Annotated in this window: 19 protein-coding genes; 5 read left to right on the forward strand and 14 right to left on the reverse strand. The window is 58.3% G+C overall.

Annotated elements, in window-relative coordinates; genetic code table 11:
• Positions 1-244 precede the first annotated feature (244 nt).
• The 8 genes from dedD to WG891_RS05340 all read right to left on the reverse strand — a co-directional run bounded on the left by dedD (position 245) and on the right by WG891_RS05340 (position 8,264).
• Positions 245-991: a cell division protein DedD gene (gene dedD / locus WG891_RS05305; RefSeq protein WP_337261798.1), complete on the reverse strand. Its 747-nt coding sequence runs from the start codon at positions 989-991 to the stop codon at positions 245-247.
• The gene (gene folC, locus WG891_RS05310; protein ID WP_337261799.1) at positions 992-2,257 is read right to left on the reverse strand and encodes a bifunctional tetrahydrofolate synthase/dihydrofolate synthase; all 1,266 of its coding nucleotides are present in this window, start codon (positions 2,255-2,257) and stop codon (positions 992-994) included. It abuts the gene before it with no gap.
• Positions 2,258-2,376: 119 nt separating this feature from the next.
• Positions 2,377-3,285, reverse strand: coding sequence for an acetyl-CoA carboxylase, carboxyltransferase subunit beta (gene accD, locus WG891_RS05315; protein WP_337261800.1), 909 nt, complete (start codon positions 3,283-3,285; stop codon positions 2,377-2,379).
• 233 nt (positions 3,286-3,518) lie between these two features.
• Positions 3,519-4,181, reverse strand: coding sequence for a DedA family protein (locus WG891_RS05320; RefSeq protein WP_076941631.1), 663 nt, complete (start codon positions 4,179-4,181; stop codon positions 3,519-3,521).
• An 80-nt stretch (positions 4,182-4,261) separates the two neighbouring features.
• A complete protein-coding gene (truA, locus tag WG891_RS05325; RefSeq protein ID WP_076941632.1) occupies positions 4,262-5,083 on the reverse strand; it encodes a tRNA pseudouridine(38-40) synthase TruA in 822 nt (273 codons plus the stop codon).
• On the reverse strand, positions 5,083-6,093 hold the full coding sequence (locus WG891_RS05330) for an aspartate-semialdehyde dehydrogenase (RefSeq protein ID WP_076941633.1): 1,011 nt from the start codon (positions 6,091-6,093) through the stop codon (positions 5,083-5,085). Before WG891_RS05330 ends, truA begins: the two co-directional genes overlap by 1 nt.
• 201 nt (positions 6,094-6,294) lie before the next feature.
• A complete protein-coding gene (locus WG891_RS05335) occupies positions 6,295-7,416 on the reverse strand; it encodes a DUF3410 domain-containing protein (RefSeq protein WP_337261801.1) in 1,122 nt (373 codons plus the stop codon).
• Between the two features lie 74 nt (positions 7,417-7,490).
• Complete coding sequence (locus WG891_RS05340) at positions 7,491-8,264, reverse strand: AraC family transcriptional regulator (RefSeq protein ID WP_337261802.1); 774 nt, start codon at positions 8,262-8,264, stop codon at positions 7,491-7,493.
• A gap of 108 nt (positions 8,265-8,372) precedes the next feature.
• On the opposite strand from WG891_RS05340, the gene WG891_RS05345 reads away from it, so the two are divergent.
• Positions 8,373-9,284 carry a DMT family transporter gene (locus WG891_RS05345; protein ID WP_337261803.1) on the forward strand — a complete coding sequence of 304 codons (912 nt, stop codon included), beginning with the start codon at positions 8,373-8,375 and terminating at the stop codon, positions 9,282-9,284.
• A gap of 13 nt (positions 9,285-9,297) precedes the next feature.
• On the opposite strand, the gene WG891_RS05350 is transcribed toward WG891_RS05345, so the two are convergent.
• Together WG891_RS05350 and tctD are read right to left on the reverse strand one after the other, a co-directional pair.
• The gene (locus WG891_RS05350) at positions 9,298-10,710 is read right to left on the reverse strand and encodes a sensor histidine kinase (RefSeq protein ID WP_337261804.1); all 1,413 of its coding nucleotides are present in this window, start codon (positions 10,708-10,710) and stop codon (positions 9,298-9,300) included.
• Complete coding sequence (tctD, locus tag WG891_RS05355) at positions 10,697-11,371, reverse strand: transcriptional regulator TctD (RefSeq protein ID WP_076941638.1); 675 nt, start codon at positions 11,369-11,371, stop codon at positions 10,697-10,699. Before tctD ends, WG891_RS05350 begins: the two co-directional genes overlap by 14 nt.
• Positions 11,372-11,493: 122 nt before the next feature.
• Between tctD and WG891_RS05360 the strand changes: the two genes are divergently transcribed.
• Genes WG891_RS05360 through WG891_RS05370 form a run of 3 tightly spaced genes read left to right on the forward strand, consistent with a single transcriptional unit; the run spans position 11,494 to position 14,452 of the window.
• Positions 11,494-12,474: a Bug family tripartite tricarboxylate transporter substrate binding protein gene (locus tag WG891_RS05360; RefSeq protein WP_076941639.1), complete on the forward strand. Its 981-nt coding sequence runs from the start codon at positions 11,494-11,496 to the stop codon at positions 12,472-12,474.
• A gap of 14 nt (positions 12,475-12,488) precedes the next feature.
• Positions 12,489-12,920 (forward strand): tripartite tricarboxylate transporter TctB family protein, encoded by a 432-nt coding sequence (locus WG891_RS05365; RefSeq protein ID WP_076941640.1) that lies wholly within the window; start codon positions 12,489-12,491, stop codon positions 12,918-12,920.
• An 11-nt stretch (positions 12,921-12,931) separates the two neighbouring features.
• Positions 12,932-14,452, forward strand: a complete 1,521-nt coding sequence (locus WG891_RS05370) for a tripartite tricarboxylate transporter permease (RefSeq protein ID WP_156292542.1) — start codon at positions 12,932-12,934, stop codon at positions 14,450-14,452.
• A gap of 30 nt (positions 14,453-14,482) precedes the next feature.
• On the opposite strand, the gene WG891_RS05375 is transcribed toward WG891_RS05370, so the two are convergent.
• Positions 14,483-15,472, reverse strand: a complete 990-nt coding sequence (locus WG891_RS05375) for a DMT family transporter (protein ID WP_337261805.1) — start codon at positions 15,470-15,472, stop codon at positions 14,483-14,485.
• 170 nt (positions 15,473-15,642) lie between these two features.
• Here WG891_RS05375 and pdxR point away from each other — a divergent pair, with 170 nt between their 5' ends.
• Positions 15,643-17,097, forward strand: a complete 1,455-nt coding sequence (pdxR, locus tag WG891_RS05380) for a MocR-like pyridoxine biosynthesis transcription factor PdxR (protein ID WP_337261806.1) — start codon at positions 15,643-15,645, stop codon at positions 17,095-17,097.
• Here the strand turns inward: pdxR and WG891_RS05385 are convergent.
• The 3 genes from WG891_RS05385 to WG891_RS05395 are packed head-to-tail and all read right to left on the reverse strand — an operon-like array spanning position 17,094 to position 20,312.
• Complete coding sequence (locus WG891_RS05385) at positions 17,094-17,594, reverse strand: protein disulfide oxidoreductase (RefSeq protein WP_337261807.1); 501 nt, start codon at positions 17,592-17,594, stop codon at positions 17,094-17,096. The two genes, pdxR and WG891_RS05385, sit on opposite strands and share 4 nt — an antisense overlap.
• Entirely contained in the window at positions 17,587-18,291 is a 705-nt protein-coding gene (locus WG891_RS05390) for a DsbA family protein (protein WP_337261808.1), read from the reverse strand. The genes WG891_RS05385 and WG891_RS05390 overlap by 8 nt, the downstream gene beginning before the upstream one ends.
• A complete protein-coding gene (locus tag WG891_RS05395; RefSeq protein ID WP_337261809.1) occupies positions 18,288-20,312 on the reverse strand; it encodes a protein-disulfide reductase DsbD family protein in 2,025 nt (674 codons plus the stop codon). The genes WG891_RS05390 and WG891_RS05395 overlap by 4 nt, the downstream gene beginning before the upstream one ends.
• Between the last annotated feature and the right edge of the window lie 28 nt (positions 20,313-20,340).

Here is a 20,340-nt window from a genome sequence, read left to right on the forward strand (position 1 = left end):
ACGCTGCATCGCTGCTGAGTGCCTCGATACGGCTCGAATGCTATCGGGTATGACCAATTCGCGGCGAATTCTAACAGAAAAAGAAAACGTTTGCGTAGGGGATTTCCCACCACGTAACAAATAAAAAACGGCGATAAAAAATTTCTTAATCGCCGCGCCCACATAGGTGGTTTCGCCCTTGAAAGGCGCACTTTCATTGATGTTTCTACCGCCCCTCCCCCGGAGAGGAGGGAGCGGGAGCCTGTCAGCGTGCACTATAGGCTTTCACCTGCCCGCTCAGGCCACTAATGCCATTCAATGCAGGCAGTGACGCTTGCAGCTTCTGCTTCGACGCATCCGGCCCGACGAAGATCCGCGTAATCTCGCCCTGCACCGGGGTTGAAGGCACGGTATAAGCGCGGTAGCCAGATAAACGCAGCGAGGCGACGATCTCGTTAACCTTGGCGGCATTTTTCAGCGCCCCCAGCTGCACCACATAAGCCTGCCCTACCGGCGCTTTTTCTTCAGCCGCGGGTTTTGGCTCTGGCTTCGGTTCGGGTTTAGGCTCCGGCTTCACTTCTGGCTTAGGTTCCACCTTCGGTGGCACAATCGGTTTTGGCTTCACCTCCACCGGTTTGGTGTCCACCGGTTTCGGCTTGGGCTGTGGCACCGGCTTGGTTTCGATCGGCGGTGGAGTTACCGCGGCTGGCTGCTGCTGTTCCTGCTGCTGCCCACGTTGATTATTTACCACCTGCTGGGCTGCTGCTTCGGATGCCGCTTGCTGTTCAACCAAGGCACCTGCCCCTTCCGGCGGCTGTGCAGGCAACGGCTGATTCACCGGCGGTATCACGTCGGTTTCATGCACATCACCCGGTTTCGGCACCAGAGGAATGGCTGCGAACTCATCCTCATAATGTCTCTTCTTTCCGTCCAGCAACCCCGGCAGGATAATGACCCCCAGAGCAACCAGAATCACGGTGCCAACCAGTCGGTTCTGAAATTTACTTGCCACTCACGCTCCCCGCCTCTCGTCTAACGCCGCCATCACGTGTGCAACGGTGTGGAACGAACCGCAGACGATCACAATGTCCTGAAGATCTGCATCCTGCATCGCCTGACGCCAGGCAGTTTGGACATCGCTAAACTGCCGCGGTTCCGTTAAATGCTGCGCCAGCAGCGCAACGCTGGCACCGCGCGGGCCCTCCAGCGGGGCGCAGTACCAGACATCCACCTGCCCGCTCAGGCAAGCCAGCGTACCGGCAATGTCTTTATCCGACAGCATGCCCACCACGGCACGCACCTTGCCGCCATTGCGTGGCAACTTCGCCAGTTGCCCGGCCAGATAGGCCGCCGCATGCGGGTTATGCGCCACGTCCAGGATCAGCAACGGTTCCCGCTGCACAATCTGGAAGCGCCCTGGCAGAGTTGCCTGCTGTAATCCGGCAAAAATCGCTTTCTCATCGATCTCAAGCGCAGAATAGTGCAGTGCTGCCAGCGCGGTTGCCGCATTGGCCAGCGGCACGTTTGGCAGCGGCAGATTGGTCAGCCTGGTGCCATCCCCCTCCCATTGCCAGCGTTCACCCTGCTCGCTGAAGTTCCAGGCATCGCCACGGCGGTACAGCGGAACGGCCAGATTCTCTGCCACTTGCTGAATGCTGAGCGGCATATCCGGTTCGCCGACGATCGCCGGTTTGCCGCTGCGGAAAATCCCCGCTTTCTCACGGCCAATGCTTTCGCGATCGCTCCCCAGCCAGTCGGTGTGATCCAGGGCGATACTGGTTACCACCGCCACGCTCGGGTCGACGATATTGGTCGCGTCCAAGCGCCCGCCCAGCCCGACTTCCAGGATCACCACGTCAAGCTTAGCCTGTTTGAACAGTTGCAACGCCGACAGCGTACCGAATTCGAAATAGGTCAGAGAGGTTGCACCACGCCCGGCTTCAATGGCCGCAAACGAGCGGCTATGTTCCGCTTCGCTCAGTTCCTCCCCCTGAACGCGTACCCGCTCGGTATAACGCACCAGGTGCGGTGAACTGTAGACACCAACACGTAACCCGGCGGCCAGCAGGATAGCTTCCAGCGTACGGCAGGTGGTGCCTTTGCCGTTGGTACCGGCAACGGTAAATACCGTGGGAGCAGGTGTGAGCAGGTCAAGATGTGCCGCAACGCGCTGCACGCGCTCCAGGCCGAGTTCGATCGCCTGGCTGTGCAAGCGTTCCAGATAATAAAGCCACGAGCTCAATGGCGACGTGGCTTGGGGAATTGGGTGGTTTTGCATGGGTTCCATCGCTTCATATACCCGTAAGGCGACGCTTTGCGTTTTCAATCACGCTAGCCACAAAATGGCGATTGAAATACCGCACCGGTCAGTGACCGGTGCGGCCGCTCTTCTGCGGATCAGGCATCAGCCTGATTTTCTTGTGCAGCAACCGGTGCCGCGTCGTCAAACTGCGGCTGCGGTTGGTTGGTCAGTTTGGAAAGAATGCTCGCCAAAGTCTGACGCATCACCGGACGGCGTACGATCATGTCAATCGCGCCCTTTTCGATCAGGAACTCGCTGCGCTGGAAGCCCGGCGGCAGTTTTTCGCGTACGGTCTGTTCGATAACCCGTGGGCCGGCAAAGCCAATCAGCGCTTTTGGCTCGGCAATATTGATATCACCCAGCATCGCCAAGCTGGCGGAAACACCGCCCATGGTCGGATCGGTCAGCACAGAAATATACGGCAGACCGCGCTCCTGCAGTTTGGCGAGTGCAGCACTGGTTTTCGCCATCTGCATCAGCGACATCAGCGCTTCCTGCATGCGCGCGCCGCCGCTGGCAGAGAAGCAGATCAGCGGGCAGTTATCTTCCAGCGCCTGTTCTACCGCACGCACAAAGCGCGCGCCGACGACGGAAGACATCGAACCACCAATAAAAGCAAATTCGAAGGAAGCGGCTACCACCGGCATGCCGTACAGCGTGCCTTTCATCACCACCAGCGCGTCTTTCTCACCTGTCGCTTTCTGTGCAGCCACCAGGCGGTCTTTATACTTTTTGGAATCCTTGAACTTCAGAACGTCTTTCGGCTCCAGTTCGCTGCCCAACTCCACCTCGCTGTCTTCATCCAGCAGGGTATGCAAACGCATACGCGCTGACATACGCATATGGTGATCGCACTTCGGGCACACTTCAAGATTGCGCTCCAGCTCGGCACGATAGAGAACCTGGCCGCAGCTATCGCACTTGGTCCAAACCCCTTCGGGAATGCTCACCTTGCGGGTTTGTGTAATATTGCTCTTGTTAAGAATTCGTTCAATCCAGCTCATCGATGACCTTTCTGTTTGAACCTGGCAGACGCCAGTCCGCTGTTCATGCTGTAACAATCCCCCCGAAAACAGACCCAGTGAAAAAGCGCCCGAAATCAGCACGATAGGCGTGCTGCCGAGGCACTGGTTTCAAGGTTGTTCGCAGGAACAGACCATAAATGTCGCTCATTAAACCATATCGGCCCGGTCCTGTGGATAAAAAACTGGTCGAACCGATAGGTTAAGCGCTGTTTTTACTGTTTTTGCTGGCGGGCAGCCGCGCGTTTGTGGCGCCAGATTTCAATAATGCCCGGCAGAATTGAAACAAAGATGATCCCAACGATCAACAATTTCAAGTTTTCCTGCACGATCGGCAGGTCGCCAAAAAGGTAACCAGCATAAGTGAACAGCAGCACCCAAAGTAGCGCACCAATCACGTTATACGCAGCAAAATGACGATAGGACATGTGCCCCATCCCGGCAACAAACGGGGCGAATGTCCGCACGATCGGCACAAATCGCGCCAGGATAATGGTTTTTCCGCCGTGTCTTTCATAAAATTGATGCGTTTTATCCAGATAGCTGCGGCGGAAAATTTTTGAATCCGGGTTGCTGAACAGCTTCTCGCCAAACAACCGGCCAATCGTATAGTTGACGGCATCGCCGATCACCGCGGCGATCACCATCAATGCCACCATGGTGTGTACGTTGAGATCGTTAGACGGCAGCGCAGCCAGCGCACCGGCAACAAACAGCAGAGAATCTCCCGGCAGGAACGGCGTCACCACCAGCCCGGTTTCACAGAACAGGATCAGGAACAGAATGGCGTAAACCCACATGCCATATTGCGCCACCAGTTCAGCCAGATGCACGTCAATATGCAGAATGAAATCAATGATAAACTTAATGATATCCATAAACTCTCTCGTCTAACCGAGTGTCTCTCCCACCCGGTATTTACACCAGTGAACAACGCATTAACCTGCCATCAGGCTGCTTAATCGTCAGCTAAAAACAGCGGCCCCATCGGTGGCCGCGGTAAAGCAAACTGCTCAGGATAATCGACGGCGACCAGATACAACCCCTCTGCCCGCGCCGTAGCGGCCGCCAGGTTGCGATCCTTCAGCGCCAACAGTTCGGCCATCCAGTTCTCACTCTGATTCCCGCAGCCAATCTCCATCAGGCTACCCACAATGTTACGCACCATATGGTGTACAAAGGCATTGGCCTTGATATCCACCACAATATATTCGCCGTAACGCGTCACTTTAACCTGCTTGACGTTACGCCACGGGGTACGCGACTGGCACTGCACGGCGCGAAACGACGTAAAATCGTTCTCTCCTAACAACGCCTGCGCCGCACGATGCATGCGATCGGCATCCAGCGGATGGTAAAAATGGGTGACCCCTTGCTGCAGCACCGCCGGGCGATAACGATGATTAAAGATGATGTAACGATAGCGGCGGGCGGTGGCGCTGAAACGGGCATGGAAATCACTGCTGACCTCCTTGACCCAGCGCACGGCGATATCCGGCGGCAGATGGCTGTTGACGCCCATCGTCCAGGCCGCCTCCTTGCGGAGCGCCGCGGTCTCAAAATGCACCACCTGGCCGGTGGCATGCACCCCAGCGTCGGTTCGCCCGGCGCAAAATACGCCGATCGGCGCATCCGCAACCTTGCTCAGCGCCTTTTCCAGGCAGGCCTGCACGCTTGCCACTTCCTGCTGACGCTGCCAGCCGTAATATCGGCTGCCATCATACTCAATCCCCAGCGCAATCTTCAGCAACGGCGGGGTTGGCAACTCCACTTCAGACATCAGTACATCTGCTCCTGCAACAGGCGCTCAGCGGTTTCGATCGCCATCAGCGCGCCGCCAAAGCGCACGTTGTCGGCCACCGACCAGAACTGCAGCATTTCAGGAATACCGTAATCATTACGCAGGCAGCCGATGCACAACACATCGCTGCCGGAAGCTTCCGTCACCTGGGTCGGATAATCGTCTTCTTCACTCAGTTGAATATCTTCGGCCTGTTCCAGCTCGCTGCGTGCTTCTTCTGCGGCGATCGGGCGTAACGCTTCCAGATGCACCACCTGCGCATGGCCGTAAAATACCGGTGACTGGACGCAGCTTACCGAGATAGGCAGCCCTTCGTCCTGTAATACTTTACGCACCTGATCGACGATCAGGCGCTCTTCACGCACGCTGCCCTGCTCATCCGCCATCAACGGCAGAATGTTGAAGGCCAATTGTTTGGCAAACACGCCCGGTTCGGCAGGAATGCCGTTCAGCAGACGCGCACTCTGGCCCGCCAGATCGTCCACCGCCACTTTGCCACGTGCCGAAACCGACATCAGCGTAGTGACGTGTAAACGCGAAAGCCCCGCCTGCTCGGTGAGAGGTTTAATCGCCGTCAGCAGTTGGCTCACCATGCTATCGGCCACCGCCACGATATTGCGGTTACGGTAATCTGCCAGCACCTGCGGGTTAACGCCTGGCACCACCAGCGGCACATCCGGCTCCAGAGCAAACAGGCCGCTGGTGTCAATCACCAGGCAGCCCATGTTGCCGGCCTCATCCGCATAGCGGGCGGCCGCTTGCGTCCCGGCGACAAAAAATGCCAACTGCGCCTGCGACCAGTCAAATTCTTCGGCGTTTTGCACCAACAGGGACTTGCCGTTGAAGCGCACCGTGGCACCGGCGCTGCGTTCACTGGCTAAAGGATAGAGTTCACCCACCGGGAACTGACGTTCCTGCAACAATTCCAGCAACGCTTCACCTACTGCGCCCGTCGCGCCGAGCAGAGCGATATTCCAGCCGTCAGACATTGGGTTATCTCCAGAGTATTCATTTGCAAGCGGGCGGTAAAACCACCGCCCGAGTATAAAAAGTTGGTTTAAAGCTCATCCTTTCCCCCTCTCTTTTGGGGAAAGGATTAGGGGGCACTCACTAGACGACAGCCCCTCACCCCGGCCCTCTTCCACAGGGATAGGGGGCGATCCCTTACACCTTTACTGCATAACTATGCATTATTGCACGCCAAAGCCCAGCTTATGCAGCAGTTCCGCGCTGGCGCTGTCATCACACAGCACCCGCAGCGAAGACCATTCGCGGCGCTCCTGATAATGCTTACGCAAGCGATCAAACTCGCCCGGCAACCCGGCCACGTTACGCAGCGGCGCATCATCGCGGCGCACATCATACACCAAGTGCATCAATCGTTTTAACTTGCCTTCATCCAGCGGCCCGTTGAGGCGAACCTCGCTGAATTCCGGCACTGGCAGCAGTGAAGCCAGTGCGATCTGCTGCGGCTGCCCCAGATGCTGGGCGAAGGCTTCAAATACCTGAGTGGTGCCGCGCGCTTTGCCCTCCAGCGTATAACCGGCAATATGGGCGGTGCCAATGTCCACCCAATCCAGCAGCGGCAAGGAAAGCTCCGGCTCAGGTTCCCACACGTCCAGCACCGTGCTGAGCCGCTTACCTTGCTCAAGCACCTTGAGCAAGGCGGCGTTGTGCACCACCGCACCACGACAGGCGTTGATCAGGATACGGTCATCCGGTAACGCGTCGAGCAGATCGGCGTTAGCCAAGTGCAGGGATTTATACGGGCCGGACTTGTTCAGCGGGGTGTGGAAAGTCAGCACATCCGCTTCAGCCACCAGCTTTTCCAATGGCCAGAACTCACCGGCATCACCGCGATCGGCACGCGGCGGATCGCACAACAAGGTACGCACCCCCAACGCTTTCAGGCGCGCATCCAAGCGGGAACCCACATTGCCCACACCGACGATACCGACGGTTTTATCGCGCAGGTGGAAACCATCACGCTCGGCCAGCAGCATCAGGGCAGAAAACACATATTCCACCACCGCAATGGCGTTACATCCGGGCGCAGCCGAAAAGCCGATACCGGCCTGTTGCAACCACACTTCATCAACGTGATCGGTCCCCGCAGTGGCGGTGCCGACAAAGCCAATACCGGTGCCTGCCAGCAGATCCTGGTTCACTTTCGTCACCGAGCGCACCATCAGCGCGTCGGCATCGGCCAGCGCCTCGCGTGGGATCGGGCGGCCAGGCACCGCCAGCGTTTCACCCAAGCGGCCGAACAGCTCCACCGCATAGGGCATATTTTCATCAACTAAAATCTTCACGTTATTCTCCGACGGGATTGGCGCTCAAGCGGCAAAATAGTGTGCCACCGAATGGTACAGAACCCCAAACGTTGTTATGCGCGACGAAAACGTTCCGGGGTGGTGCCAGCCACCTGCTGGAACATGACGATAAACGCGGAAGCCGAGCTGTAGCCAACATCCAGCGCCACCTCCTGCACGGTTTTCCCTTGTTCGAGCAGCGAAAGTGCGTGCAAAAAACGCAGGCGCTGGCGCCATTCGCTGAACGACATCCCCAATTCCTGCTGACAACGGCGCGAAAGGGTTCTTTCCGTGGTATATACCCGCCCGGCCCACACCGCCAGCGAGGTATTGTCTGCCGGGCTGCGCTCCAGCGCCTGCAGCACCGGAGCCAGGAATTTATCCTGCGAAGTCGGCAGATAGGTTTGCTGGACCGGCGAAATACGCAGTTGATCGATCAGCACCTGGCACAGGCGCAGGTCTTCTTCGGTTTGCGGCTCCAACATCCGGCGCGCCAGGCAGTCTTCAACGATGGCGCTGAACACCGGCGACACATTGAGCAAGCACGCCTGCTCCGGCAAACCCACGCACAGCGATTTGGCTATATTGATGGTGCGAAACAGCGCTGGCTTGCGGTTATAGCTGGAATGCTCCATGCCGATTGGCAGCCAGACCGCAAACTCCGGCGGTGCCAGAAAGCGCTGCCCGGCAATATTCAACGCTATCACGCCGGTCTTAACGCATACCACCTGTCCCCAGTCGTGGCTATGTGGCAGATATTCGGTATCAGCATTGGTTTCTTCGCAGTGAAAAAACAAGGTGCGTGGTGCGGCCACCTCGGCGGAGGGAGAATGACGGGTTTCAGCCATAGTGAAGTTGTCTTGATTTCGCGAAAGAGTGTCTGGTTATCACTATATATAATAAACCGGACACAGGTAGACTAGCCAGTAGCTTATCAGTTGTTGAGAATAATTATCATGAATATGCTTTTCCCCTTCCTGGCCGTGCTGATTTGGTCGATCAACGCCATCGTCAGCAAAGTTTCCGCCACCGCCATCGATCCGGCAGCGATCTCTTTCTACCGCTGGCTGTTGGCCCTGATAGTGTTAACCCCATTCGCACTACCGGGCGTGATCCGCAATTGGCCAACCGTGCGCGCCAATCTCTGGAAACTGCTGATTCTTGGCCTGCTGGGGATGGTGCTGTACCAAAGCCTGGCGTATTACGCCGCGCACAGCGTTAGCGCACTGTTTATGGGTATTCTTAACTCGCTGATCCCGCTGTTGACCGTATTAATCAGCATTGTTGTGCTGCGTGTCGCCCCTACCGTCGGCATCGCGCTGGGCGCTATTCTGTCGCTTGGCGGCCTGGTGTGGCTGGTGAGCGCCGGTCAGCCGGGGCAATTACTGGAGCATGGCATTGGCAAAGGTGAACTGATGATGCTTGCCGCTGCGGCATCTTATGCGCTCTACAGCGTGCTGACCAAGCGTTGGGCGATCGCCTTGCCAAACTGGCAGTCTTTGTACATGCAGATCCTGTTTGGCGTGCTGTTGCTGCTGCCTAACTTCCTGCTGACGCCGGACGTTCAGCTCAACAACCAGAACATCCCACTGGTGTTGTTCGCCGGTATTCCCGCTTCAATTTTTGCGCCGTTCCTGTGGATCCAAGGGGTCATGCGCCTGGGGGCTAATACCGCTTCGATCTTTATGAATCTGGCCCCGGTATTTACCGCCATTATCGCCGTGCTGTTCCTGCATGAACATTTACAGAGCTATCACCTGATTGGCGGCGGCGTCACCCTACTGGGCGTGCTCCTGTCGCAGCGCTTGCGCACCCCGCTGGGGCGAAAGAAAGCGGCTGAAATCACGCCTGTTACCTGTAAAGAGTGATGCTCAGCCAACATTAAGCCAGCAATGTAAAACGCACCCGCACCAACAGGCCGCCTAGCTGGGGAGAGGCCAACAGCTCCGGGCGGGTGTGGTGGTAATGGGTGATATCTTTGACCAACGCCAGCCCTAATCCTGCTCCTGGTTGGGCACCCACGTTGTCCAGCCGATGGAACGGCTGCAGCGCCGCTTGCGTCTGTTCCGCGGCAATCCCCGGCCCGCTGTCTTCAATCTCCAGGATCCCTTGCTGCTCTTCAATCAGCAGACGCGCGGTGACAATCCCCTGAGGGGGCGTGTATTTCAGCGCGTTGTCGAGCAGGTTGGCGCACAGCTCGGTGAGCAGCAGGGCCTCCCCGGCTATCCGGCACTGCTCAACGCCTTCATAGCCGAGATCGATCTGCTTGCTGCGCGCCTGGGGTAAGCGAGAGAAACAGGCATCACGCAGTAGCTGGGCCAGATCGACCGGCTGCAGTTGGCGATCGGCATCGCGCTCATGCGCTTTCAGGCGCGAGAGATGAAGTAAGCGATCGGTCAGCGCTATGGTGCTGTCGAGGGTGTGACTCATCCCCTCCAGGCTTTCCCGCCACTGTTCGGGCCGATCGCTTGCCAGGGCGACGCTCACCTGAGTTTTCAGCACCGTCAATGGCGTTCTGAGCTGATGAGAAGCATCGGCACTGAAGCGCTCCTGGCGCGCCACCATCACCCGCAATCGTTCGATGTAACGGTTGAACGCCAGCAGCAAGGGCTGCATTTCAGACCACGGCAACACCATCGGCAGAGGGGTCAGTTCCCCTGGGTCGCGCCGCAGCATCATGCCGGAAAGCTTGCGCATCGGCTTCAGCACCTTTTTCAGCAGCACATAGGCCAGGATCAGCGTCAGAACCACCACCGTGCCCTGGCTCAGCAACGCCGCCAGCAGCATCTGCCGCGCCAGATAGCGCCGGGACTCCAGCGTTTCTGCCACCACGATGGTCGCCATGCCCATCACACCGGATTCATTCACCGGCTGGAACAGCGCGGCAACCCGAATCGGGCGGCCACGGTATTGCGCATCGTAGAAATGCACCAACGCCGGATACAGGTTGGAGCGTGGAATATACTCAGGCATTTTGGGTAAGTCGTGGTACCCCGAGATACTCTGCCCTTCCGGTGAGATCACCTGATAGTAAAGCTGATCGTTCATGTTGCGCTCAAAGCTGTCGAGCACCACGTAAGGCACGTCCACTTCCAACCGCTGATTGCGCACCACCAGCCGTTCCGCCACCGTACGCGCCGAGGCCAGCAGCGTGCGATCGTAAGCCAGCGTGGCGGCGCTCATCGCGCTGAAATAATGGGTGTAGATCGAGATCCCCCCTAGCATCAGCAGCGGCAAACCAAAGAACAACAGCAACTGATTGAACAGCGAACGCGGCGCTTTAAGCCATTTCATCGCACAGCTCCAGGCTGTAACCCAAGCCGCGCAGCGTCACAATCATCACGTTACTGCCCTGCAGTTTTTTGCGTACCCGGTGCACGTACAGCTCGATGCTTTCCGGGTTGGCTTCATCCGTCAGGGTAAATATCTGCTCAAACAGTTGCTGCTTGGCCACCGGGCGGCCACGGCGATGCATCAAGGCGGTCAGCACCGCCAGTTCGCGCGGCGTCAGGGCTAATGGCTTTTCCTCCAGCAGAAAATAGCCTTCATCGTGGTAGGTCAGCGCACCGTATTTCAGCGCCCGCTGCATGCCACCCACGCTGCGGCGCAACAGCGCCCGGATGCGCGCCTCCAGCTCATTCAGTTCAAAGGGTTTGGTGAGGTAATCGTCAGCCCCCAAGTTCAACCCTTTCACCCGATCGGCCACGTCTGCCCGCGCCGTGAGTAACAGCACCGGTAACTCCTGCCCGCGTTTACGCAACCGTGCCAGCAGATCCAGGCCATTCAGCCGCGGTAACGCTACATCCAACACCACCAGTGCGTAGCTCTCGTTCAATAACAAGTGGTCGGCAATCACCCCATCTGCGGCGACATCCACCGCAAACCCGAGCCCGGTCAGGGCCTTTTGTAGCCAATGAGATAACTCGGGGTGATCTTCTACTAACAAGAGACGCATATCACATCCTGTAAACTTTGCTGCTCGATGAAAGGTAAATGAAAGGTTGTTGTTTTAACAATTCAGCAACCCCGTGTCAGCGGGGATTCTCACAATCTGAAACAAAACCAATGGGGAAAACCATGAAAACAATAATTACCCGTACGCTTACCGCCACTGCGCTGCTGTTTGCTGCTAACCAGGCCTTCGCCATTGACGCCCCCAGCCGCACAGAGTGTATCGCCCCGGCCAAGCCCGGCGGCGGTTTCGATCTTACCTGTAAACTGATCCAGGTTTCGTTGCAAGAAACCAAAGCGATCGATAAACCAATGCGCGTCACCTACATGCCCGGCGGCGTTGGTGCCGTTGCCTATAACGCCATCGTCGCCCAGCGCCCGGCAGAGTTCGGCACCGTGGTGGCCTTCTCTGGCGGTTCGCTGCTGAACCTGTCGCAAGGCAAATTTGGCCGTTACGGCGTAGATGACGTGAAGTGGCTGGCAGCCGTGGGCACCGATTACGGCATGATCGCGGTGCGCGCCGACTCACCTTACAAAACGCTGAAAGACCTGATGGATGCCTTCAAGAAAGATCCGAACAGCGTGGTATTTGGTGCCGGGGCTTCCATCGGCAGCCAGGACTGGATGAAAACCGCGCTGCTGGCGCGCGAAGTGGGCATCGATCCGCACAAGATGCGTTACGTGGCGTTTGAAGGCGGCGGCGAACCGGTCACTGCGCTGTTAGGCAATCACATTCAGGCGGTATCTGGCGATCTGAGCGAGATGGTGCCTCACCTGCAGGGCGACAAAATCCGCGTGCTGGCAGTGTACGCCGAAGAACGCCTGCCGGGTGAACTGGCCAGCGTGCCTACCGCTAAAGAGCAAGGCTTTAATCTGGTCTGGCCGATCATCCGTGGTTTCTACGTTGGCCCGAAAGTCAGCGAAGAAGAGTACCAGTGGTGGATCGACACCTTCAAGAAAACCATGGCAACCGACGAATTCAAGAAACAACGCGATCTGCGCGGTCTGTTTGAGTTCAACATGACCGGTCAGGAACTGGATGCCTACGTGAAAAATCAGGTGAACCAGTACCGTGAACAGGCAAAAGCGTTCGGTCTGGCCAAATAACCTCGGGGCACCCTATGAGCGATCGTATTTTTGCCTGCATCTGGCTGCTGCTGTGCTTCGGCGGCCTGTTCATCGGCTGGGGCATTCAAAGCGAATACAGCTATGAACCCTTGGGGCCGCGCCCTTTCCCACTGGCGATTCTGGGGCTGATGGCGCTGTGTGCTGCGCTGTTACTGTTGCGCCGGCCGCAGGTCATCGAATGGCCGCATAAGCAAGTGCTGCAACGCCTGCTGGTGCTGGTCATTACCCTGGTGCTGTACGCCTGGGGGTTTGAATGGCTCGGCTTCCCGCTGGCCACCGCGCTGCTGACCTTCAGCATTGGCCTGCTGTTTCAGGCCACGGTCAGGGCCGCGTTGATCTCTGGCGCGGTCATGGGCGTGTCGCTGTTTTTTGCCTTTGATTACCTACTCGATGTCACGCTGCCACTCGGCGCCTGGCTGAGCTAACGGAGACGATAATGGAAACCTGGATGTATTTATCACAAGGGTTCGAAGTGGCGCTGCTGCCACAGAACCTGGTTATCGCTCTGATCGGCTGTTTTGTCGGTACCATCGTTGGTTTGCTGCCCGGCCTGGGGCCAATCAACGGCGTGGCGATCCTGCTGCCGCTGGCGTTCGCGCTGAAATTGCCTGCAGAATCGGCGTTGATCCTGCTGGCTACGGTGTACATCGGCTGTGAGTACGGCGGGCGTATCTCGTCGATTCTGCTCAACGTGCCGGGTGATGCCGCGGCGATCATGACCGCCTTGGACGGCTACCCGATGGCGCAGCAAGGGCGTGCCGGCGTAGCGCTGTCGATCTCGGCGGTCAGCTCTTTTGTCGGTTCACTGATTGCCATTATGGGGATCATCCTGTTCGCCCCGATGCTGGCGCGCTGGTCGCTGGCCTTTGGCCCGGCGGAATACTTCGCGCTGATGGTGTTTGCTATCGCCTGCCTTGGCAGCATGATGAGCGAAAACCCGTTGAAGTCGCTGCTGGCAGCGCTGATCGGCCTGGGGCTGGCGACGGTGGGAGTGGATGCCAATACCGGCGTTTACCGCTTCACTTTCGACAGCGTACACCTCTCCGATGGCATTCAATTTATCGTGGTAGTGATTGGCCTGTTCTCCGTCAGTGAGATCCTGCTGATGCTGGAAAGCACCAGCACCGGCCAGAAACTGATCCGCAAAACCGGTCGCCTGCTGTTCAACCGCAAAGAGGCCGCCGAGTGCGTTGGCCCCACTCTGCGCTCTTCATTTATCGGCTTTTTCGTCGGCATCCTGCCAGGCGCAGGGGCAACCATCGCCAGCGCGCTGACCTATATGACCGAGAAGCGAATCAGCGGCAACAGCGAGTCCTTTGGTAAAGGGGACATTCGTGGCGTGGCCGCGCCAGAAGCCGCTAACAACGCCTCGGCCTGCGGCTCGTTTATCCCGATGCTGACGCTGGGGGTACCGGGCTCCGGCACCACGGCGGTGATGATGGGGGCATTGACGCTGTATAACATCACCCCAGGCCCGGCGATGTTCACCGAGCAACCGGATATCGTTTGGGGGCTGATCGCCGCACTGCTGATTGCCAACGTGATGTTGCTGATCATGAACATCCCGCTGATCGGCCTGTTCACGCGCATGCTGACCGTGCCGTTATGGTTCCTGGTGCCAGCCATCGCCGCTATCTCGGCGGTGGGGGTTTATGCCGTACACAGCACCACTTTCGATCTGCTGTTGATGGTCGGGCTCGGGGTATTTGGCTATCTGCTGCGGAAAATGCACTTCCCGATGTCGCCGCTGATCCTCGGTTTTGTACTGGGGGAAATGCTGGAACAGAACCTGCGCCGCGCGCTGTCGATCAGCAACGGTGAGTTTGGCATCCTGTGGAGCAGCACGATCGCACAATGCCTGCTGGTGCTGGCAGTTGCCGTGCTGGTCCTGCCACCGGTGCTGCGCAAATTGCGCAAGCGCCGCAGCATTACCGTCGAGGCCGCCAAGGTAGAGTAATCACCCAAGGGGCCACAATCGGCCCCTTTTTTATCCTTCCCGCTTTCTCAGCATCAATACCCCGCCCATCACCAGCGCACTGCCGAGCAGCTGTAGCTGGTTCATATTTTCGTCCAGCAGGAAATAGGCGATCACCGCGGTGAACACCAGCTCCAGCGACAGGATCAGGTTCGCCACCGCCAATGGCAGCGTTTTCAGGCTGATATTGTACAGACCGAACCCCAACAGCGTCGGCCCGGCGGCCAAGGTGAGCAACAACAGCCAACCGCTCCACTGAATACCTTGCGCCCCCTGCGACAAAAACCACAGATCGCCAGTCATGCCGTGAAACGCCGCCAGCGGGAAAAACGTCAGCAGGGTATTAAACAGCCACTGATAAACCGCAGAAAAACCAAACACATACAAAATGGTGTTCCACACCGGGTAACGCCGTTCGCTGGCGATGCGCCCGCCGAGGGTGTACAGGGTATAACCAATGCCGGATAACATCCCGACCACCAGCCCAAGCAGATCGAAGCGCGTGTTGCCCATACTGTCGCCGTTACTTACCAGAAAACACCCGCCCAGGCTGATCACGATCACCAGCAACTCACGCGGGCTAAGACGCTCGCGGTATATCATCCAACCAAGAAACAGGGTAAAACCCACCGAGCAATACGTCAGGATAGTGGCTACCGAAGCGCCGTTCAGGGCCACCGACAGCGTCCATAGGCCGTTGAACAGCGCCAGCAGCAGGCCGTAACCGGCGTAGAACAGCACCTGTTCGCGGCGCAGGCGCGCCCATTCTGGCCTGAACAGCAACAGCAGCGGCAACAGTACCAAAGCCACCAGCGCGGCGCGCCAAAAGGCCAGCACAAAGGTCGGCAGGTGAAAATACTGCGTCAGCGCACGGATAATGATCGCGGTAAACGCCAACAACATGGCGCTGATAATGGCAATCACATAGCCTTGGCTGCGGCCAGCTAAAATACGCCCACTGGCAAGCGGCGGCGCGGCGGAAATCCCCGTTGGTGATGACATAACACCCTCACATCTTCGTCAGCTAACTCTTCTGGCTGAGATTCTAACGCGGCCATATTTTGCCGCCATAGCCACTTTACCCCGATGTTATGCAGGCCACTTTTCTTTGCTTGAGGCCCGGTAATAATAGGATATATTAAAAATCACCTCCAGCTACCGAGCCAGTTTGCATGCATATTCCGTTAGATCGCCAGCAGGACATTCCGCTGTATCTGCAAATCGAAGAGGCGTTACGCCGCGCCATTCTGAGCGGCACCTTCGCCGCTGGCGACAAACTGCCGTCAACGCGCAGCCTGGCGGGCAAGCTGTCCGTCAGCCGCTTAACGGTGGAAAACGCCTATGCCGAACTGACGGCCAAAGGATTGCTGCAACAACGGCGCGGTAGCGGTGCCTATGTCCACCACCTGCCACCACTCCCAGAGCCCCAACAACCACTTTCTCTGGCGCCATTCCCGCTCGATCGCTTCACGACCGTGACCTCGCGGCTGGACGGCTACCCGGATATCCCCTTGCCGGAACATATCATCAACTTTGCTGCCGGCGTTGGCAGTTCCAAAGTGTTCCCGCTGGAGGAGTTTCGCAAAATACTGCTGTCGATCCTCAGCCGCCACGCGGAGGAAGCCTTCAGCTACGGGGATTACTGCGGTTACTACCCGCTGCGCGACACGCTGGGGCGCATCCTGACCGCACAGGGTATCCCCACCCGCGCCGAGCAGGTGCTGATCACCAACGGTTCCCAGCATGCCATCAGCCTGATTTTCCAGACGCTGTTGCAGCCGGGCGATACGGTGATCGTCGAAGAGCCCACCTATGCCGAAGCGCTGGGCCTGCTGCGCATGCACCAGATCAACATTGTTTCCGTTGCCAGCGATCGGCACGGCATGTGCGTTGAGCTGCTGCCAGCGCTGATCAAGCAGCATCGGCCGAAGATGATCTACACCATTCCCAACTTCAACAATCCGACGGGCCGCTGCATGAGTGAAGCGCGCCGCCGCCGTTTGCTGGCTCTGGCACAGCAGGCGGGCATCGTGATTCTGGAGGACGATTTTGTCGGCGATCTGCGTTACAACGGCAAAAGCCTGCCCTCGCTGCGCGCGTTGGCAGCGCCGGGCACGGTGATTTACGTCAGCACCTTCTCCAAAATGCTGTTGCCGAGTATGCGTATCGGTTACCTGGTGGCCGACAGCGAGCATTATCTGCGCTTGTCCAGGTTGAAACACGTTGACAGCTTCACCAGTTCTAACCTGATTCAGCGGGCTCTGGATGCCTTTGTCACCGTTGGCCGCTACGACAAACAGCTACGCCGGGCGGGAAGGGTCTATCGTCTGCATCGCGATGCCATGGTGGCGGCGTTGCAGCGGCACTTGCCCACGGGTTGCCGTTTTGAGGTTCCGGAAGGGGGGTTATTTATCTGGCTACAGTTGCCTGATGCTGTCACCACCACGGCGCTGATGCCCGCCGCCTGGCAGCAGGGCGTCACCTTTGCGCGCGGTGAATGTTTCCATGCCGACGAAGCGCGCGGGGCCCAGGGGTTGCGGCTGAATTTTGCCGCCAATACGCCAGAACTGATCGAGGAAGGGATCGCCCGCTTAAGCCGGGCGATCCTCAAGGTGCAGAGCAATTAAACCGCGGCCCACCACAGCCGCAGTTTCATGCCCCAGTAGCTGGTCCAACCGTTGGTGCTCTGCACCACCCTGCCCTGAGAAATCACCACAAAAGTCGGCGTCACACCCACCTGCCACTGTGCCGACAGCTCGCCGCGCCGATCGTTAACCACCGGCAGCTGTAGCTGTTTGTGAGCCAAAAACTGCTCAACCTGCCGATCATCACCGGAACGCAGCGCCACGGTCAGCACATTGCCACCGTTGGCCGCCAGTCTGGCGACGCTTGGCGTCGTAAAGCGGCAAACGCCACACCAGCTTGCCCAGAAGTAAACCAACAGCGGTTTACTCGCGCTGAGCTGGGCCAGCGATACCGGCTCACCGTCGAGCGTTTCCAGCATCTGGTTATTGAAAGCCGGAGGAGCCTGTGGCGCGCGCAGCCAATCCATGGCAAAGCTGGCCACCAGCACGATCAGCGCCAGAACCACCAGTTCACGCGCCCAACGCGTTAATCTAGCCATTTTTCACCTTTGCCAGTTGTTGCTGCACGAGTTCCTCCAGATCCTCATAGGATACCGCACCCGGCAAGATCTGATCGCCAATCACGGTGGCAGGCGTGCCCTGCACGCCCAACTGTTCTGCCAGTTGCATGTTGCTGCGCAGCGTCGTCATGCTCTGCTCGCTGGGTGTCACCGGCGTAACGCCCGTTTTCTGCTGAGCAGCCGCAATACTGGCGTTGTCGTGAAAGCCCTTTTTCGCCATCAAACGTTCATGCAGCGGCCAAAACTGTTCCGGGTGCTGTTGCCAGGTGGTTAGCGCAACGCGCGCCGAACCGATCGAGCTTTCTCCCTTGAACGGCACCAGCTTCAGCACCAGCGCCACCTCGGGATAGTGTTTGACGATCTTCTCCAGTACCGGATCAAACTGTTTGCAGTACGGGCAGTTGTAATCGGTAAACACCACCAGCGTCAGCTTGGCATTTTTGGCACCCAGGCGCGGGCTGGCGGGATCGTTAAACAAGTTTTTTTCCTGCTGCTTGAGCACCTGATTGCTGGCCTGCTGCTGCCAGGCATTCGCCGCTTCGGCCAGAATCTCTGGGTTGGCCACCAGCGTTTCGTGAATCAGCGTCTTAATCCGTGCCTCCTGCTCAGCAGTAAACGGGGCTGCGGCCCAGGCGGGGGAGATCGTCAGCATCAGTAAAATCAGTAATGTTTTCATTGTTCGCTTCCTTTGGCATTGGCGAGGGCTTTCAGCACGGCGTCACGGCTTAACAGCGGTGACATCACTTCCCCTTGAGGGCTGCCGGGGCCATAGATTTGGTTAAACGGGATCCCGGCGCTGCCGCGTTGTTGCAGAAAGGCGGAGATCGCCGCCGATGGGCGGCTCCAATCGCCACGCAGCGCTACCACATCCTCGGCGCTGAGGGCTTTTTGCACGTCATCACGCATCAACACGTTGAGCTTGTTGACTTTACAGGTCACGCACCAGTCGGCGGTCACATCGACAAACACCCGTTTATGCTGCGCCAGCGCCTGGGTGATGGCCTGCTCAGACAACGGCTGCCAGGCAATATTGTCATGCAGCGGTTGCCGCCACAGGCCTGCGCTGAACGCAGCGATCAGCAACGCCACTCCCCCCACTGCCGCCACGCTGGCAGCGCTACGCCATCCCAGCCGCAGCCAAACCGCCAACAGCAGGCCCAGCATCAGCACCGCCCCCGTAATCAGCGTGGGTTGCCAACCGATATGATTACTCAGCAGGCTGAGCAGCCACAGCGAAGACAGCAGCATCAGCAGGCCAAGCACCAGACGCATGCCGTTCATCCAGCGGCCAGGGCGCGGTAAGCGTAGCGCCAGCGCGGGCCAGGCGGCGATAAACAGCCAGGGCAAACTCATACCGATCCCCAGCGCGATAAACATGCCCCACAGCACCGGCAGCGGTGCTGCCAAGGCAAACGCCACCGCGATGCCCAGAAAAGGAGCCGAACACGGCGTTGCCAGCAGTGTGGCAAAGGCCCCCTGCCAGAAGTGCCCGCTCAGGCCATCGCCGTTACGAGTCGCCAGCCGGGTATTGAGCGCAGAAGATAGCTGCAGGTGGAACAGGCCAAACAGGTTGGCGCTGAACAGCAAGGTCACCAGCACCATAAAGCCGATAAACCATGGATTCTGGAACTGAATGCCCCAGCCGAGCGCGTGATTGCTGAGCCGTAACAGCGTCATCAGCAACGCCAGCGCCATAAACGACGCCACAATACCGCCCGATGATGCCAGGAACTGTAAGCGCACGCTGCGCCGATCGCGCCGTTCTACCTGCAGAATCGAACCCAGTTTCATCCCAAGCACCGGCAGCACGCAGGGCATCAGGTTCAGGATAAAACCACCGGCCAGCGCCATCAGCACCGCCTGCCATAAGGCAACATCGCTCACGGGAGAAAAACCGAGCGGTTCGCCGATAGTTACCGTGGCTTCCTGCGCCATGCCGCCATCGCTGACCACCAGCCGCAGCGTTTTACCGCGCAGATCGGGGGCTGCTTCACCCCAGCCGTCGCTCACCGGGATGCGCGCTTGTAGCTGCGTGCCATCGTGGCTCACCTTGGGCTGGCCCAGAGAGGCATCCTTTAGCGTGTCGAAGAACAGCTCCGGCTGTTGCCAGCCTGCCGCTCGTTCGGCGCTGATTTGCAGTTCCCCCTGCTGATAAACAGCGCGGATGCTCTCCAACAGGCCGCTGGCGATCGGCACCTGCCCCATTGCCTGCGCAAAGTCGTGATTGAACTGCGCATCATTCGGCGCACTGAGATCCAGGTTGAACGGGTAATCGGTCAGAATACAGACGTTGTTACAGGTCGAGAGCGTCAGCGTGCCCGCAAGCTGGCGTGGTATCGGCCCTTTCAGCACCAGCGGTAAGGTCACCCGATCGTGATAGCCCTGAGTGGAAATCCCCGCCACGTCAAAACGCTGGGGAAGCGGCCAGAACCAGGTGGCAGCGGGGGGATTGCCCTGCCAGACGATCGCAGGCGCAATGCCGCCTTCCCCCGGCGATCGCCAGTAAGTCTTCCAGCCCTTCTCTAGTTCAACCGACAGCAATACGCGGGTTTCAGCGCCGTTGCTGGTATCGGCACGCAGCCTGACTTTAGCGTGCTGGTTTTGCGCGCTTTGCAACCAGCCGCTGTCCGCCGCCTGCGACGCAGGCAACCACAGCAATAGCAGGCAAGCAAAAGCCAGCCTGATGATATTCAACATGTTTTTTCTCCATAAATAAGTTAGTCAC

Source organism: Serratia sp. MMO-28, from assembly GCF_037199905.1.
In the GTDB taxonomy this organism is placed as follows: Bacteria; Pseudomonadota; Gammaproteobacteria; order Enterobacterales; family Enterobacteriaceae; genus Chania; species Chania oryzae.

Coding starts and splice junctions, on each gene's coding strand:
- WG891_RS05365 (WP_076941640.1), top strand. CDS start 12,489: ATGAGCGATCGTATTTTTGCCTGCATCTGGCTGCTGCTGTGCTTCGGC.
- WG891_RS05385 (WP_337261807.1), bottom strand. CDS start 17,594: ATGGCTAGATTAACGCGTTGGGCGCGTGAACTGGTGGTTCTGGCGCTG.
- WG891_RS05330 (WP_076941633.1), bottom strand. CDS start 6,093: ATGTCTGACGGCTGGAATATCGCTCTGCTCGGCGCGACGGGCGCAGTA.
- WG891_RS05395 (WP_337261809.1), bottom strand. CDS start 20,312: ATGTTGAATATCATCAGGCTGGCTTTTGCTTGCCTGCTATTGCTGTGG.
- WG891_RS05350 (WP_337261804.1), bottom strand. CDS start 10,710: ATGAAATGGCTTAAAGCGCCGCGTTCGCTGTTCAATCAGTTGCTGTTG.
- truA (WP_076941632.1), bottom strand. CDS start 5,083: ATGTCTGAAGTGGAGTTGCCAACCCCGCCGTTGCTGAAGATTGCGCTG.
- WG891_RS05375 (WP_337261805.1), bottom strand. CDS start 15,472: ATGTCATCACCAACGGGGATTTCCGCCGCGCCGCCGCTTGCCAGTGGG.
- accD (WP_337261800.1), bottom strand. CDS start 3,285: ATGAGCTGGATTGAACGAATTCTTAACAAGAGCAATATTACACAAACC.
- tctD (WP_076941638.1), bottom strand. CDS start 11,371: ATGCGTCTCTTGTTAGTAGAAGATCACCCCGAGTTATCTCATTGGCTA.
- WG891_RS05320 (WP_076941631.1), bottom strand. CDS start 4,181: ATGGATATCATTAAGTTTATCATTGATTTCATTCTGCATATTGACGTG.
- WG891_RS05390 (WP_337261808.1), bottom strand. CDS start 18,291: ATGAAAACATTACTGATTTTACTGATGCTGACGATCTCCCCCGCCTGG.
- WG891_RS05345 (WP_337261803.1), top strand. CDS start 8,373: ATGAATATGCTTTTCCCCTTCCTGGCCGTGCTGATTTGGTCGATCAAC.
- pdxR (WP_337261806.1), top strand. CDS start 15,643: ATGCATATTCCGTTAGATCGCCAGCAGGACATTCCGCTGTATCTGCAA.
- WG891_RS05340 (WP_337261802.1), bottom strand. CDS start 8,264: ATGGCTGAAACCCGTCATTCTCCCTCCGCCGAGGTGGCCGCACCACGC.
- folC (WP_337261799.1), bottom strand. CDS start 2,257: ATGCAAAACCACCCAATTCCCCAAGCCACGTCGCCATTGAGCTCGTGG.
- WG891_RS05370 (WP_156292542.1), top strand. CDS start 12,932: ATGGAAACCTGGATGTATTTATCACAAGGGTTCGAAGTGGCGCTGCTG.
- WG891_RS05360 (WP_076941639.1), top strand. CDS start 11,494: ATGAAAACAATAATTACCCGTACGCTTACCGCCACTGCGCTGCTGTTT.